14 protein-coding genes and 1 pseudogene are annotated in these 16348 nt (G+C 51.6%); 13 read left to right on the top strand and 2 right to left on the bottom strand.

What is annotated here, in order from left to right; all coding sequences use genetic code 11:
* Window positions 1–39 precede the first annotated feature (39 nt).
* Window positions 40–318 carry a hypothetical protein gene (locus ACEVG1_RS11535; protein ID WP_374743831.1) on the bottom strand — a complete coding sequence of 93 codons (279 nt, stop codon included), beginning with the start codon at window positions 316–318 and terminating at the stop codon, window positions 40–42.
* A 63-nt stretch (window positions 319–381) separates the two neighbouring features.
* On the opposite strand from ACEVG1_RS11535, the gene ACEVG1_RS11540 reads away from it, so the two are divergent.
* The 11 genes from ACEVG1_RS11540 to ACEVG1_RS11590 all read left to right on the top strand — a co-directional run bounded on the left by ACEVG1_RS11540 (window position 382) and on the right by ACEVG1_RS11590 (window position 11392).
* A complete protein-coding gene (locus ACEVG1_RS11540) occupies window positions 382–993 on the top strand; it encodes a TetR/AcrR family transcriptional regulator (RefSeq protein WP_374743832.1) in 612 nt (203 codons plus the stop codon).
* 51 nt (window positions 994–1044) lie between these two features.
* On the top strand, window positions 1045–2316 hold the full coding sequence (locus tag ACEVG1_RS11545; RefSeq protein WP_374743833.1) for a TolC family protein: 1272 nt from the start codon (window positions 1045–1047) through the stop codon (window positions 2314–2316).
* A gap of 38 nt (window positions 2317–2354) precedes the next feature.
* On the top strand, window positions 2355–3245 hold the full coding sequence (locus tag ACEVG1_RS11550; protein WP_374743834.1) for an HlyD family secretion protein: 891 nt from the start codon (window positions 2355–2357) through the stop codon (window positions 3243–3245).
* Between the two features lie 2 nt (window positions 3246–3247).
* Window positions 3248–4162: an ABC transporter ATP-binding protein gene (locus ACEVG1_RS11555; protein ID WP_374743835.1), complete on the top strand. Its 915-nt coding sequence runs from the start codon at window positions 3248–3250 to the stop codon at window positions 4160–4162.
* On the top strand, window positions 4159–4905 hold the full coding sequence (locus ACEVG1_RS11560; protein ID WP_374743836.1) for an ABC transporter ATP-binding protein: 747 nt from the start codon (window positions 4159–4161) through the stop codon (window positions 4903–4905). Before ACEVG1_RS11555 ends, ACEVG1_RS11560 begins: the two co-directional genes overlap by 4 nt.
* 1 nt (window position 4906) lies before the next feature.
* Window positions 4907–6013 (top strand): ABC transporter permease, encoded by a 1107-nt coding sequence (locus tag ACEVG1_RS11565; RefSeq protein ID WP_374743837.1) that lies wholly within the window; start codon window positions 4907–4909, stop codon window positions 6011–6013.
* Window positions 6010–7128: an ABC transporter permease gene (locus ACEVG1_RS11570; RefSeq protein ID WP_374743838.1), complete on the top strand. Its 1119-nt coding sequence runs from the start codon at window positions 6010–6012 to the stop codon at window positions 7126–7128. Before ACEVG1_RS11565 ends, ACEVG1_RS11570 begins: the two co-directional genes overlap by 4 nt.
* A gap of 162 nt (window positions 7129–7290) precedes the next feature.
* Complete coding sequence (locus tag ACEVG1_RS11575; RefSeq protein ID WP_374743839.1) at window positions 7291–8022, top strand: HAD family hydrolase; 732 nt, start codon at window positions 7291–7293, stop codon at window positions 8020–8022.
* 46 nt (window positions 8023–8068) lie between these two features.
* Window positions 8069–8905 (top strand): restriction endonuclease, encoded by an 837-nt coding sequence (locus ACEVG1_RS11580; RefSeq protein ID WP_374743840.1) that lies wholly within the window; start codon window positions 8069–8071, stop codon window positions 8903–8905.
* 4 nt (window positions 8906–8909) lie between these two features.
* Window positions 8910–9653, top strand: a complete 744-nt coding sequence (locus ACEVG1_RS11585; protein ID WP_374743841.1) for a TIGR00730 family Rossman fold protein — start codon at window positions 8910–8912, stop codon at window positions 9651–9653.
* The gene (locus tag ACEVG1_RS11590) at window positions 9650–11392 is read left to right on the top strand and encodes an ABC transporter ATP-binding protein (protein WP_374743842.1); all 1743 of its coding nucleotides are present in this window, start codon (window positions 9650–9652) and stop codon (window positions 11390–11392) included. The genes ACEVG1_RS11585 and ACEVG1_RS11590 overlap by 4 nt, the downstream gene beginning before the upstream one ends.
* Window positions 11393–11408: 16 nt before the next feature.
* Here ACEVG1_RS11590 and ACEVG1_RS11595 read toward each other — a convergent pair whose 3' ends face one another.
* Window positions 11409–13169 (bottom strand): DNA polymerase III subunit gamma/tau, encoded by a 1761-nt coding sequence (locus ACEVG1_RS11595; RefSeq protein ID WP_374743843.1) that lies wholly within the window; start codon window positions 13167–13169, stop codon window positions 11409–11411.
* Between the two features lie 343 nt (window positions 13170–13512).
* On the opposite strand from ACEVG1_RS11595, the pseudogene ACEVG1_RS11600 reads away from it, so the two are divergent.
* A pseudogene (locus ACEVG1_RS11600) lies at window positions 13513–15927 on the top strand (outer membrane beta-barrel protein).
* A gap of 63 nt (window positions 15928–15990) precedes the next feature.
* On the top strand, window positions 15991–16335 hold the full coding sequence (locus tag ACEVG1_RS11605; RefSeq protein WP_374743844.1) for an ArsC family reductase: 345 nt from the start codon (window positions 15991–15993) through the stop codon (window positions 16333–16335).
* Window positions 16336–16348: the final 13 nt, after the last annotated feature.

Here is a 16348-nt window from a genome sequence, read left to right on the forward strand (position 1 = left end):
GATTTCTTCAATAACCTCAGGCCAATAAACTGCTCCAAATTAAGGAAAAAATTCGGTAAGCGTATAAACTATGGACAGGGGTATATCCACTACCGCAAGGCGTCGCTCTCTTATTTCGCCCTGCAGGATTATATTGGCGAGGATCGGGTGAATGCGGCCCTGCGCAAACTCATTGCCAACTACGGAGACGCCGACCGGTATCCGGTCAGTGACACCTTGGTGGCTTACCTGCGTGAACAAACGCCCGATAGCCTGCTCCACGTGGTCGACGACCTGTTTACCCGCATCACCTTGAACATAAGTGTTATTTTTAATCATTTGATTAAAATATTTGGTTAAACCAAAATACCCTGTTATATTTGCCCTGTAGCAAAAGCAAACATGGCAAAAACGAAGCAGAAAGCGGACCTCAGCACCGAGGAGAAAATCAAGGAAGCCGCCCGGAAGGTCTTCACCCAAAAAGGGTATGCCGCTACACGTACGCGCGATATCGCCGAGGAAGCTGGCATCAACCTGGCCCTGCTCAACTACTATTTCCGCAGTAAGGAAAAGTTGTTTGAGATGGTCATCATGGAAAAAATGCAGCTCTTACTAGGTAAAGTAGGCCCCATCATCATGGAGGAAAGCACCTCTATCGAGGAAAAGGTAGAACGGGTCGCAGCACACTACATCGATACCCTGGTGGCCAATCCAGACATCCCCCTATTTGTATTGGGCGAGATTAAAAACAATCCGGGTAAGTTTGCCAACCTGGTGAAGACCAAAACGAATATCACTAACTCGGCATTGTTCAGGCAGCTTGCCGAAAGACGGCCGGATGTAGACCCGCTCCATTTCATTTTCAACATGCTGGGCTTGGTTATTTTCCCGTTTATCGGCAAGCCACTTATCCAGTTAATCACCGGTCTGGAACCGGCTAAGGCCATCGTGCTGATGAATGAGCGCAAAAAGCTGATCAAAACCTGGTTTATTGCCCTGTTGGACGCCCCGTGATTTTTTTTGGACACACATTAATCAAATGATTAATTCAAAACAATAAACAAGATGATTAACCCCTATGCAATACCACTGCTCATCTGCTCCCTGGGTGTCTCCATAGGAAAAACCCAAATGCAAGCCCCGCTGCTCACGCTCCACGAAAGCCAGGTCTTGGCCACGCAAAACTACCCCATGGTAAAACAGCATGACCTCATTGCCAGCAGTGCTTCGTATGCCGTGGAGCAGATCGATAAGCGCTTCTTGCCCCAGATCAACATCTACGGGCAGGCCACCTACCAATCGGCGGTAACGGAAATACCCGTCCATGTTCCGGGGATGGATATCCCCGCGATGAGCAAAGACCAATACAAATTGTATGGCGAAGTAAACCAACACCTATACGATGGCGGCCGAACCCGATTAAACAAGCAAGCTGCCAAAGCCAATGCCGACATCGAGCAACAGGCATTGGAAGTGGAACTGTACAAAATCAGGGAGCGTGTAAACCAGCTGTACTTCGGCATCCTATTGCTGGATGCACAGTTGGCCCAGAACGATCTGCTACAGAAAGACATCCAGGCGGCGCTGGAAAAAACAGATGCGGCCATTGCAAACGGCGCAGCGTTAAAGAGCGAGGGGAGTCTCCTGGAGGCCGAGCGGCTCAACGCCCGGCAGCAGGCCACGGAACTACAGGCCACCCGCCGAGCCTACCTGCACATGCTCGGCTTATTCATTGGCCGCCCGCTGGACGCGCATACCTCGCTCGAGAAACCTGCCAGCCCCGGTGCGCCGCCAACTGCCGGTAGACCGGAATTGGTGGGATATGCACGGCAGAAACAGGGCATCGAGGTGGAACGCAGGCTCCTCAGCGCAAAAAACCGCCCCCAACTGGGGTTGTTCCTACAAGCCGGCTTGGGAAGGCCCGCACTGAACATGCTGAGCAATGGTTTTGACGCCTACTACGTTGGCGGCGTGCGCCTATCCATCCCGATAAGCGGCTTCTATACATTAAAAAAAGAAAGAGCGCAACTAGACATCAAGGAAGCTGCCATCGATGTGCAGCGGGAAACTTTTTTATTCAATACCAACCTTACCCGCCACCAACAACAGACGGAAGCCACCAAATACGAAGAACTCCTTCACACCGACGATGACATCATCGCCCTGCGCACATCGGTGCGGGATGCCGCTCTCGCCCAACTTGAAAACGGCGTAATTAACACCGCCGACTACATGCGGGAAGCCCATGCCGTGGGCAGTGCCCGGTTATCAAAAGTACGCCACGAGCTCCAGCTACTGAAAGCACAACACGACATCCGGCATACCATCGGCAACTAACGTCAAGAAAAAATAGCATAACCCTCAAAATCAACGATATGGACAACGCAAAGATTCTCATAGTGGCCGCCGTGCTGTCGGCATCATGTACCGGCAACCAACAGGCGTACGATGCTTCGGGGACGTTCGAAGCGGTGGAAACCATCATATCTGCCGAGGCAACTGGCACAATCCGCGCGTTGGACGTGGAAGAAGGCCAATTGCTCACAGCCGGACAAGCCGTGGGCTACATAGATAGCATGCAGCTGTACCTGAAGAAACGCCAACTGGAGGCGCAGATCAATGCGGTGCTGAGCAAAAAGCCCAATATCGCGGTACAACTGGCAGCCTTGCAGGAGCAACTGGACCAAGCGATACGCGAGCAACAGCGGATTGCCAATATGGTGAAGGCGGATGCTGCAACCCCCAAACAACAGGACGACGCCAACGCACAGGTGGCCGTGATAAAAAAACAAATCGCTGCCCAGCAGTCCAACTTGGGTATCAGCTCATCGAGCATCACGCAGGAAACATCGCCCTTGGCGGTACAGATTGCGCAGGTGGAAGACCAACTCGCCAAAAGCCGGATCGTTAACCCCATAGCGGGCACCGTACTCGTGAAATATGCCGAAGCCAATGAAAGCACCGCCACGGGAAAACCGCTGTACAAAATAGCGGACCTGTCAACCGTCACCCTCAGGGCCTACGTTACCGGTCCGCAATTCAGTCAACTCCAACTCAACCAACAGGTAACGGTACTAGTGGACGATGCAGACGGAAATTACCGTGAATACCCGGGCACGGTGGCATGGATAAGCGACAAAGCTGAGTTTACACCCAAGACCATCCAGACCAAAGACGAGCGGGAGAACCTTGTTTATGCCGTCAAGATCAACGTAAAGAATGATGGATTATTGAAAATCGGGATGTATGGGGAAGTGAGGTTTTAAAAATGGTTAGCGTAGACAACATCACGAAGACTTACCAAAAGGGTACCGTAAAGGCGGTAACGGGCGTTTCTTTTTCGGTAGCGGAGGGAGAGTTATTCGGGCTGATCGGGCCGGATGGGGCGGGCAAGAGCACCCTCTTCCGCATACTGACCACCCTCCTACTGCCCGATAGCGGCAGGGCGACCGTGAACGGCCACGACGTGGTGGCGGACTACCGCCAAATCCGTAACCAGGTGGGCTACATGCCTGGGCGGTTTTCCTTGTACCAGGACCTCACCGTGGAGGAGAACATCCAGTTTTTCGCAACAGTATTCAACACCTCGATATTGGAAAATCACCACCTTATCGAAGACATCTACGTACAGCTGGAGCCTTTCAAAAAGCGCCGGGCTGGCAAACTGTCGGGAGGGATGAAGCAAAAACTCGCCCTGTGCTGCGCGCTCATCCACAGACCCACCGTGCTTTTCCTCGACGAGCCTACCACGGGCGTGGACCCGGTGTCGCGCAAGGAATTTTGGGAGATGCTGGGGCGACTGAAAAAGCAGGGGATCACCGTCGTGGTTTCTACTCCGTATATGGACGAAGCGGCCCTGTGCGATCGCATCGCACTCATCCAGCATGGCAACATACTGGCCATCGATTCGCCACAAGGAATCATAGATGCCTATCCTACTTCCCTGTTCGCCATAAAAGCCACGGATATGCCACGTGTTAGCCACGTATTGGCCACCCAAGAGCCCCCTTTCATAGGGTATATATTCGGTGAGTATATACACGTTGATGCACCTGGTAAGGGGAACCGAGACCTGACGGACGAATTGACCGAGCTGCTGACCAACGCGGGCCTGAACGGTGTTGAAGTGAAGCCGATTGCACCCACCATCGAAGATTGTTTCATTAAAATGCTGACCTCATGACCACGACAGGGCCCATCATCAAAACCGATAAGCTAACCAAAAGGTTCGGCGATTTCATCGCGACCAACGAAATCAGTTTCGAGGTTTACAAAGGGGAGATATTCGGCTTCTTGGGTGCCAACGGCGCCGGCAAAACCACGGCCATGCGGATGTTGTGTGGCCTATCCAAACCTTCGTCGGGAAAAGCCACGGTTGCCGGATTCGATGTATACCGCCAAACCGAGCAGATCAAGCAGCACATCGGCTACATGAGCCAGAAATTTTCGTTGTATGAAGACCTGACCGTACTGGAGAACATCCGTTTCTTCGGCGGGATATACGGGCTGGACAGCCGACAGCTGCGACAAAAAAGCGATGCACTCGTTGAACGGCTGGGGCTGCAATCGGAAGCCAAAAAGCTGGTGGGCGACCTGCCCCTAGGCTGGAAGCAGAAACTCGCGTTCTCGGTCGCGGTACTGCATGAGCCGGATATCGTGTTCCTCGACGAGCCTACCGGCGGTGTGGACCCGGTGACGCGCAGGCAATTCTGGGCCATGATCTACGAGGCGGCAAGCCGCGGCATTACCCTATTCGTTACCACCCACTACATGGACGAGGCTGAATATTGCAACCGGATCTCCATTATGGTGGATGGCCGCATCGAAGCACTCGGCACACCGGCGGACTTGAAAATGCAATTAAACGAACCGTCTATGGATGGAGTGTTTTACCAACTGGCACGGGGAGCAAAAAGAGGGGATTAAAATGAAACAATTTGCGACATTCGTAAAAAAGGAGTTTTTCCACGTATTGCGTGATCGGCGCACCTTGCTGATTTTGATTGGTATGCCGATTGCGCAAATCCTCATTTTCGGGTTCGCATTGACGAACGAAGTGAAAAATGCGCGGATCGCGGTGATAGACCAAGCGAAAGACCGGGATTCCCAACACCTCATCAACCGGATAGCGGCCAGCAGCTACTTCGAAATTCAGGAAGATGTGCTCGATAGGGACCGTATGGAAACGGCCTTCCGGGCAGGCGGCATCAAGCTGGCCTTGATCTTTCCGGCCAACTTCGGAAACGACCTCGCCCACCAAAACCATGCGCAGGTACAAGTGATAGCAGATGCCTCCGACCCGAACAGCGCGACCACCTTGACCAACTACGTATCTTCCATCATCCGCGATTACCAAATGGAGCTTAACGAACAGGTGGCCCTACCCCACCAGATTACCCCGCAAATCCGGATGCTGTACAACCCGCAGCTCAAAGGTGCACCCAACTTCGTACCGGGAGTCATTGCCTTGGTATTGATGCTGGTCTCCGTGATGATGACGGCCATATCCATCGTCCGTGAAAAAGAAACGGGTACCATGGAGGTGCTATTGGTTTCGCCGTTCAAACCCGTATGGGTCATCCTGTCGAAAGCGGTCCCTTACTTGCTTCTCTCCCTCGTCAATGTGTTATCGATCGTACTGATGAGCGTATTCGTGTTGCAGATACCGGTAGAAGGCAGCTGGCTGCTGCTATTCGCCGAAAGCGCCCTATTCATCGTTACCTGCCTCACGCTCGGCATCTTCATTTCCATCAAAACGAAGACACAGCAGGTGGCCATGCTGGTTTCCTTGATGGGGATGTTGCTACCCACGGTGATGTTCAGTGGATTTATGTTCCCCATCGAGAACATGCCCGTATTCCTGCAGTGGATATCCAACATCGTCCCGGCAAAATGGTTTTATAGCATCGTCAAATCCATCATGATCAAAGGTGTGGGCATGGAAGGGGTTTGGAAGGAAACACTCATCCTCTGCGGGATCACCGTGTTTCTTTTCGTGGTGAGTTTAAAGAGTTTTAAAATACGGTTGGAATGAGAACCATCAAATTCCTCTTGCAAAAAGAATTTAGGCAGATTTTCCGGAATCGCGCCATCCTGATGCTTATCCTGGTGATGCCGGTCATGCAGCTGATTATCCTGCCGTTGGCAGCAGACTATGAAATCAAAAACATCAACCTTTCCGTGGTAGACCACGACCATTCGCCCTATTCAAGGCAGCTGATTTCGAAAGTGACGGCCTCCGGCTATTTCCGGTTGGAGGGATACCATGCATCGCTTAAAGCGGCCTATGGCTTTATTGAGCAGGACCAGGCCGACCTCGTATTGGAAATACCGCAGGGGTTTGAACGCAACCTCATACGCGAAGGGGAGCAACCACTGTTTATTGCCATCAATGCCATCAACGGCGCCAAGGCTGGCTTGGGCGGGGCGTACCTTGCCGACATCATCCGCGACTATAACCAGGATATCCGGGTAGCACAGGTCGAACCCACGCGCTTCGGCACCTCTCCCTCCATAGAAGTGGTAACCAGCAACCGTTTCAACCCCCTGCTCAACTACCAGTTCTTCATGGTGCCGGGTATCCTCGCAATCCTATTGACCATGGTGGGCGGCTTCCTATCGGCACTGAACATCGTCAAGGAAAAAGAAGTGGGTACCATTGAGCAGATCAATGTAACGCCCATCAAAAAGCACCATTTCATCCTGGGTAAGCTCATCCCCTTCTGGATACTGGGCAACGTTGTCTTTACCCTCGGTTTGCTTGTTTCATGGATTATCTATGGCATATTCCCCCAAGGTAATATATTAGCCATGTACGGATTTGTTTGGGTGTACCTGCTGGCTGTGCTCGGCTTCGGGTTGTTGATTTCCACCTACACCGATACCCAACAGCAAGCCATGTTTATCATGTTTTTCTTCATGATGGTGTTCATCCTCATGGGTGGGCTGTTCACGTCGATAGACAGCATGCCGGGGTGGGCACAAGTACTATCGGCGTTGAACCCGGTGAGTTACCTCGTGGAGGTGATGCGGATGATTATCCTCAAAGGGAGTGGCTGGGCGGCCATCCTTCCCCACCTGGGTGCCATACTGGGCTTTGCCGTGGTGCTGAATGGCTGGGCCATCTGGAATTACCGCAAAATCCGTTGATCGGCAGGAACGTAGTAAATTATTTATTTGCCAATTGTAATTTATCGGTCATTATTCTCGTCTATATAAAACGGTGCTGAAATCATCGGAATAAAAATTATACATTTGACCAATTTAATATAATAGTCAAACAGTCCGTCAGGAGGTTTTAGGTTGAAAGCTATGCAAGCACGAGGCATTTTACTAAACTACGAAGGAACCATCGATACCAATGGGCAACATTGGGGAGCTATCTTATGGCATAAATTCCGGAAGCACCACATCACCCTGGATAAGTCGGCATTCAACAAGGCATATGCCTATTCGGAAGCAGCGCTGGCCTCGGGTCATATCATCCAGCCCGACGATACGTTTATGGACGTGCTGGTGCACAAGATTACCCAACAATTTGATTTTCTCGCGGATGCCGGCCACCAATTGGACTATTCGCTCATCACTGCCATCGCCGAAGAGTGCGACCAATTGGCCCAGCGCACACTACGTAAGGCCAAAACCATTCTGGAAAGCCTCTCCAGTGCTTTCCCGATTGTGCTGGTATCAAACTTCTACGGCAACCTCAATGCGGTGCTCGCCGATTTCGATATCCGTAAGTATTTTGCCGACGTGGTGGAGACCACCGACCCGAAGTCGCACGCTGACACGGCCATCTACGAACAAGGTGTACAGCGACTGGGCTATGCCGCCGAGGAGTGCGTAGCGGTGGGCGATTCCTACAACCGCGATATCCTGCCATCCAAAGAAATCGGTTGCCAGACCGTATGGCTCAACGTGGAAAGCTGGGAAGAATGGGGAATCGACGAATTGGGGATTTCCGATGCGGAGATCGGTGATTTCAACCAGCTGCCGCGATTGCTCGAACAATGGGACCCACCCTTTTTAGCACCCACCCGGTAGCGTTTTCCTGAAAAATTCGCATATTAGTTGCCCAAAGGTCAATTAAATGCAAGTAAAGAAATATTCTGGCGAACTGGTTGAGTTTGATCTGCGCCGTCTGAAAGGGTCCCTCTCCAAATCGGGTGCTACGCCCGATGTGGTTGACGAAGTGTGGGAGCGGATGAAGCCAATGGTCTATGACGGGATCAGCACCCGCGACGTATACAAACTGGCGTTCCGCTTACTGAAAAGGGAAGCCGACTCCTTTGCAGCCCGCTATAGCCTCAAACGTGCGCTGAAGGATCTGGGGCCGGCAGGTTATTATTTCGAACAATGGGTGGCCAAGCTTTTCAACCATGCCAATTACCGAACGCTTACCGGCCAGCTCCTTACCGGCAACTCGGTAACCCATGAGGTAGATGTGGTGGCGCAAAAAGACGACGAACTGCTATTGGTGGAATGCAAGTTCCGCAATACGGAAGATGCCAAGATTACCGTGACCACACCGATGTACTTCCTATCGCGGGTAAACGACTTCGATGGCCGTACATTTTCGTTCTTTGGCAAAGAGATGCGGTTTACCGCGGGCTGGCTGGTTACCAATGCATATATGACCACAGACTCCATTGACTTCTCGGCCTATTACAATCTCAACCTTCTGGCATGGAACTATCCCAAAGAAAGCAACATCAAGCGGCGCGTAGACAACGCCGGCCTGTACCCGATTACCTGCCTCACCACCATCAGCAAAGCTGAAAAGGACATCCTCTTGAAGCAGGGATGCATATTGGTGAAAGACATCGTAGACGACCCCTCCCCATTAGATCGGTTGGATTGCGCGCCCCGCAAGAAAAGACGGATTACACAGGAAGCGATTGAATTGGTTAACCATCAAAACGACTGAGACAATGAGGAATGCCTTTATAAAAGAAGAACACAAATTTATGGAGGGCGCGCGTGCGCGCTGGAAAGAACTCAAATACGTAGGTGGCGTAGTGATGCAATTCCTCAAAGGGTTCCGGGGTTTGCACTTCATCGGTCCGTGCGTCACCGTATTCGGCTCGGCACGCTTCAAGGAGGACCACCCTTACTACGAACTGGCCCGCCACGTCTCTGCCGAAATCGGTAAGCTCGGCTTTGCCATCATGACCGGCGGCGGCCCGGGCATTATGGAGGCGGCAAACCGGGGCGCGAAAGAAAGCGGCGCCCTCTCCGTAGGCTGCAATATCGTATTGCCCCACGAACAGGCACACAACCCCTACCTCGACCGGTTCGTGACGATGGAATATTTCTTCGTACGCAAGGAGCTGTTGCGCAAGTACTCGTTCGCCTTCATTGTGCTGCCGGGTGGGTTCGGCACGCTGGATGAATTTTTCGAAACGCTCACCCTTATCCAAACCGGCAAAATCACACGGTTTCCCATTGTTGTGATGGGGGTGGGTTTCCATAAGGAAATCATTGCTCACGTACAGCGCATGATGGATGAAAAAACGATCAGCCCCGAAGACATGGACCTCCTGCTCTTTACCGACTCGGTAGACGAGGTGGTTGCCCACATCCGCAAACACGCGGAAGGATCGCCAAGCATCAAATTGAATCCGCCCCGCAAGGCTGCCTGGGCATTGGGTGAGCGGAAGCTGAAACGCGCATGAAAATCCTTTGGAAATACCTCAAACCGCAACGTAGGTATATCTATTTTGCCCTGTTGTTGGCAGCAGCCGCGCAGTTGCTATCGATGATAGACCCCATCATCTTCGGGAAGATCATTGACGACTATGCAAACAACATCCAAGGGCGCAGCCAAGACGAATTGGTCGAAGGGGTTCTTTTCTGGTTATTCATCGCCATCGGCATCGCCCTATTGGCACGGTTGGCACGCTCCTTTCAGGACTATGTGATGCGGCTCGCCGTGCAGCGGTTCGGCATGCAGATATTCAATGATGGCCTCCGGCAGACGTTGCGCCTGTCATTCCAGGAGTTTGAGGAGCAACGCAGCGGTGAAACATTGGCGGTGTTGCAAAAGGTGCGCACCGATACTGAACGCTTCATCAACTCGGCTATCAACATCCTGTTTTCTTCATTGGTGGGATTCGGATTTCTGATTTGGTACGCCATTACCAAACATTGGGCGCTGATTCCCATTTTTCTGATCGGCTTTGTGGTTATCGGTTCCATTACGAGTATGCTGAGCCGTAAGATAAAGACCACGCAGCGTAGCATCAACCGGGAGACCACCCGCATGTCGGGCATCATCACCGAGTCACTACGCAATATCGAACTCGTTAAGAGCTTAGGACTCACCTTCCCCGAGATACGGCGTATGCGCGGCCATACGCAAACCATCTTCGATTTGGAAATGGCCAAAACACGGCGGGTGCGCTTCCTCTCCTTCCTACAGGGAACTACGCTCAACCTGCTTCGCCAATCCATCCTGTTCACGCTGCTCTGGCTCATATTCCGCGAGGTACTGACCCCTGGCGAGCTCATCACGATGCAGTTCATCTCCACCTCCATCTTTATGCCGCTGCAGGATATCGGCAACATCATTGTGCAATACCGGGAGGCCGAGGCATCCATCCATTTGTTCGACGGGCTGATGCAGAAACCCATCGAGCAACGGCCCGAAGACCCGGTCCCCATCGGCGATTTGGAATCGGTGGTATTCGACCGCGTTGTGTTTAAGCACAAAACGGCATCACAGAATGCCATCGACGATATTTCATTTACCGTGAGCAAGGGCGAAACCATTGCCTTCGTGGGGCCATCCGGCTCGGGCAAATCGACCTTGGTGAAGTTGCTCGTGGGGTTATACCGTCCCGTATCGGGCCACATCCTCTTTAACGACATCCCGGCAGAAGAGGTACGATTTAACGAAATGCGGCGGCAGATCGGCTTCGTAACGCAAGACACCCAGCTTTTTGCCGGCACGATCAAAGACAACCTACTGTTCGTAAAACCCGACGCGACCGAAGAAGAAGTGCTGTCTGCCCTGCATAAAGCCAGCTGCACACAGTTGCTGGCACGCAGCGAAAAGGGAATACACACCGTATTGGGTGAAGGGGGGCTTAAATTATCGGGCGGTGAAAAACAACGGATTTCCATCGCCCGGGCACTGATACGGAACCCCCGGTTACTCATTTTCGACGAGGCCACCAGCGCGCTCGATTCGCTGACCGAGGAAGCCATCACCGAAACGGTAAGGGCACTATCGGGCGAGCGGGAGCAGATCACCGTGCTGATTGCACACCGCCTGTCGACCATCATGCATGCCGACCGGATTATCGTATTGGAAAAAGGGAAGATTGCCGAAACCGGCACCCACGATGAATTGGTGGATGCCCGCGGACTGTACTATGCCATGTGGCGGCAGCAGATCGGCGAACGGCGGTAATCTTATGGTCGCTCCGTTACTCCAGCCCCAAGTTGAACGTTTTCCTAAGCACATCGAGTGTAGGGTTCTTGGCAACCATGGCCTGGTATTTCTCTTGTGAAGTATAGGGCTTGCGTGCCGTTTCGTTCTTCACCGCGATGGGGATCAGGTCGATGGCGAAGTTCCGCAGATTGGTCCGCAGATCATTCAGGATATCTATTTTCGATGCGCTTAACAGATCCTGCTGAATGGGATTTTCTATCACTACCCCGATGTTGAAGTCGGGCTGCAACTCGGGTGCGTTGGCGGTCATCAACGTAAATAGGTTGATCTTATTTTCGGCTTTCAGTTTATCTGCCAACGCATGCCAATGTTGGAGCAACGTTTCGTGGCTGAATGCCTGCCGTTCCGTTCCACTAAGCAACTCCGGTTCGTCTGTAGGCCGTGCCTCTTCCTTTTTATCGGCCAAAATCGTATTCAGGTCGGGGATGGCATTGCTGAGCTTCACATCGCCCCATGAACGGGCCTTCGGAGTTGGCGGCCGTGGGTCGGCACTCGGTTGCCGGTGGTCGATGGTTTCCTGTCTCACCTGACGACTATCGACTGACGACTGACGACTATCGGCTGACGATTGCGTTAACGCTGGCTTTTTTTTTTCAGCCACCTCCGTGGGTAGCGAAGCACCGCTTTTGGCCAACTGGATGGCCGATGCCACGTGGCACATCTTCAACAGTGCCAACTCCACCTGTAGCCGCTGGTTTTTGCTGGTACGGTAGTTGACTTCACAGTGGTTGGCGATATTCAGCGCCGACAACAGCAAACCCGGCGACACCTGCTGCGACTGCTTCAGGTAACGCTGGCGGATGGTGTCGCTCGTATCCAACAGCTTCAGCGTAGCGGGTTCTTTGGCTACCAGCAAATCGCGGAAATGCGAACCCAGCCCACCGATAAAATGGCTGCCATCGAACCCGTGGGCCAGTATCTCGTCTAAAATGAGCAATGCCGACGCTGAATCTTCCTCGATAATCGCATCGGTGAGCCGGAAGTAATATTCGTAATCAAGGATATTGAGGTTGTCTATAACCGCTTGGTAGGTCACTTCCTTGTTGGAGAAGCTTACGATCTGGTCAAACATCGACAGCGCATCGCGCAATCCGCCATCCGCCTTCTGCGCAATGATGTGCAATCCGTCCGGATCAAAAGACACCCCTTCCTTGCCCGCTATGGATGCCAGGTGGTCGGCCATATCGACCACCTTGATGCGGTTGAAATCAAAAATCTGGCACCGCGAAAGGATCGTAGGCAGAATCTTGTGCTTCTCGGTGGTGGCGAGGATAAAAATCGCGTAGCTGGGGGGTTCTTCGAGCGTTTTCAGGAACGCATTGAAGGCCTGCTGCGACAGCATATGCACTTCATCGATGATGTATATCTTATACCTACCCGTTTGCGGCGGAATGCGAACCTGGTCGATGAGGCTGCGGATATCATCGACGGAATTGTTCGATGCCGCATCCAGCTCATGGATGCTGAAGGAATTGCCGTTCTGGAACGATTTGCAGCTATCGCACTGCCCACAGGCTTCCACCTCTTCGCTTAAGTGCTCACAGTTGATAGTCTTCGCCAAAATACGGGCGCAGGTCGTCTTACCCACCCCACGCGGCCCGCAGAACAAAAATGCCTGTGCCAACTGCTTGTTTTTAATGGCATTCTTGAGGGTAACGGTAATATGCTGCTGCCCAACCACCGTATCAAACGTGGCGGGACGGTATTTCCGGGCCGAAACGATAAAATTATCCATCGCTACGAAGATAAAAATTTTTGGTCAACGGAGAAGCCGCCCAACCCCAACTTCCATCCTGGGCGGTCCCAACCGACAAGAAAAAATAATCCGCCGAAGAAATCTGTAACAAAACCAACGGGAATATGGAATCCACGTAACATTATCATCAACACAATATCCTACTATGCGGTAATTTCCGGCATATTCGCAGCAATTAGCATATTTTAACAACGTTGAGATTGTCTTTTAACATTAATTAACTAACTATACATCACTAAAACCTATTTCTTTGCCATAACTAAAACAATAGTACATGTTTATAAACAAACACATGACCCGTAAACTCCTGCCTCTCTTCACGATGCTTTTTGCCGCGACCGTTTTCACTTCATTTGCACAAGACACCGCACCTATCGTGAAAGGCAAAGTGGTAGATTCTACCGACAACCGTGCGATAGCCTATGTAACCATCAATATCCGTACAGACAGTGCGGCGGTCAAATCCCTCGTTACCGACGCTAAGGGCGAATTTGAACTGGCAGGATTGGTAGCTGGAAATTACACGGCAGCCTTCGTTGCGGTAGGTTACCAAACCAAGGAACTGCCAATCGCGTTGCTCGATAACACCGTCGAGCTTAACTTGGGCAACATTCCGTTGGCCGCCGATGCCCAAGCGCTGGATGAGGTGGTTGTGACCGCCAACCGACCCATCGTAAAACAGGATATCGACCGACTGACCTACGACGTGCAGGCCGACCCCGAAAGCAAAATATTAACGGCGTTGGACATGATGCGAAAGATTCCATTACTTTCTGTAGACGGGGATGAAAACGTCTTACTACAAGGTAATTCCAATTATCGGATTTTCATCAACAACAAGCCTTCCACCATGATTGCGCGTAACCCGAAAGATGTATTGAAGGCCATGCCTGCTGAGTCCATTGAAAAAATAGAGGTAATCACCACGCCGCCAGCACGGTACGAAAGCGAGGGCCTGGCAGGTATCATCAATATCATTACCAACAAAAATGTCGACAATGGCTACCGCGGATCGGCCAACCTCCGTTACCGTAGTCCTGCGGGCGGACCGGGGATAGGTGGCTCCCTAACACTCAAACAAGGGAAATTCGGCGCATCGGGTTACTTTGGGGGAAGCCTTTCACAGCGCCCGGAAACGCAGAGCAATTTCGAACGCGCCACCATGGGCAGCCAACCGAACATCCTGCTTCAAAACGGCCTCAGTGATGGCTCAAGCAACTTCACCTATTTGGGTACGGAGCTCAGTTATGATATTGACAGCCTAAACCTCATCACGGGCGAGATCGGGTTCAACTTGGGACGGTTTGACAATAATGGCAGTCAGTTTTCCAATACAAGCACATTGGATGGCCTGCCGTTGCAGGGGTTCAGCATGCATAACATGGGGAAAAGCCATTGGGATGGTTACAACCTGGGACTCAATTACCAAAAGGGGTTCAAGCGCAATAAGGAGCAAATGCTCACGTTCTCATACCGCTTTGGGCATGATACGGACGGCCAGGATAACCATATGCGCATTGCCGACCGTATTAACTACGAAGTACCCGATTACAACCAAACAAACAATGGCAACCAAGACGAACATACGGTTCAACTTGACTACGTGCACCCACTCAAGAAGTTGAATATAGAGGGCGGGGTAAAGGGAATTTTCCGGCTGAACAGCAGCGATTTCCGTTCGGCCAATTTCGATGAGGCCAGCAATGGATTCATCGAAGACCCAGACCAGACGAACACATACGAAAACAACCAATACATCCTCAGCGTTTATAACTCCTATCAGTACAAACTTGAGAAATGGGGTTTCAGTGCCGGATTGCGCGCCGAACAGACGGTGGTTAAGGCCGATTTTATTTCAAGCAATTCCAACGTGGATCAGAATTACTTCAATTTCATCCCTTCGGTGGCCATCAACCATATCCTCAAGCAGGGCAAAACATTGAATTTGGGTTATACCCAACGGATACAGCGTCCGGGCATATGGAACCTAAACCCATTCGTAAACCGGTCCAACCCCAACTTCGAATATGCCGGGAATCCGGACCTCCGGCCCGTGCTGAACAACACCTTCAACCTCCGCTATAGCAGCTTTGGCAAAGCCAATATCAATGTGGGGATGAGCTACTCCTTCGCGAACAATACCATCCAACGGCTGATCAACTACGATGAAGAGACGGGCATTTCCCGCTTTACTTACGAAAACATCGGCAAAGACAAATCATTAGGCACAAATATCAGCATCAACTATCCCATCACGAAAAAACTGAACCTCAACCTAAGCGGTGATATGACCTACATCTGGCTCGAAGGCGTGGTGGATGGCAAAGCAACCAGCAATTCGGGGCTGCGGGGCTACATGTATGGCGGAATGAGTTACCTGTTTGAAGATGGATGACGGGTGAACGGGAACTTCAGCTACAGCACGGCGTACATCATGCTGCAGGGGCAAAGTAACTCTTTCCCCTACTACGGCATCAGCGCTTCAAAAGATCTGATCAAGGAGAAATTGAGCATTTCGGGATCGGTTTCAAACCCTTTTAACAAATACCGCAATTATGTCAACGACATGGCGGGTCCCAATTTCACCCAATCCTCGTTTTTCCAGAATTACTACCGCTCTTTCAGCGTGAGCCTGTCTTATCGTTTTGGGCGATTGAAAGACGAAATACGCAAGAATCGCCGAGGCATCAAAAATGACGATGTTTCCGGGGGAGGTGGACAACAGGGCGGAAATTAACCCGGCGATTCTTTCGGCAAATGGATATTTAATTTTAAGTTTGTTCGCAAAAAGGTTCCACTTATGCACGTGTACGGAATAAAAAACTGCAATACGGTAAAAAAAGCCCTAACCTGGCTGGATGAAAACAACTTCTCCTATACGTTCCATGATTTCAAAAAAGAAGGCGTTGCCTTAAGCAAGCTGGAAGCATGGGAACAACAAACCGGGTGGGAACCGTTGGTCAACAAACGGGGCACCACGTGGCGGCAACTCTCGCCCGAGGCACAGCGCGCCGTGGTGGATGCCGCATCGGCCAATGCCTTGATGCAGGAGAAAACCAGCGTCATCAAGCGGCCTGTCATCGAAAGCCCGGCTGGGGTTATTTTAGGATTCGATGCCACCGAATACAGTGCCAAATTAAAGTAACGAACAGACCAAA

Source organism: Parapedobacter sp. 2B3, from assembly GCF_041925275.1.
In the GTDB taxonomy this organism is placed as follows: domain Bacteria; phylum Bacteroidota; class Bacteroidia; order Sphingobacteriales; family Sphingobacteriaceae; genus Parapedobacter; species Parapedobacter pyrenivorans_A.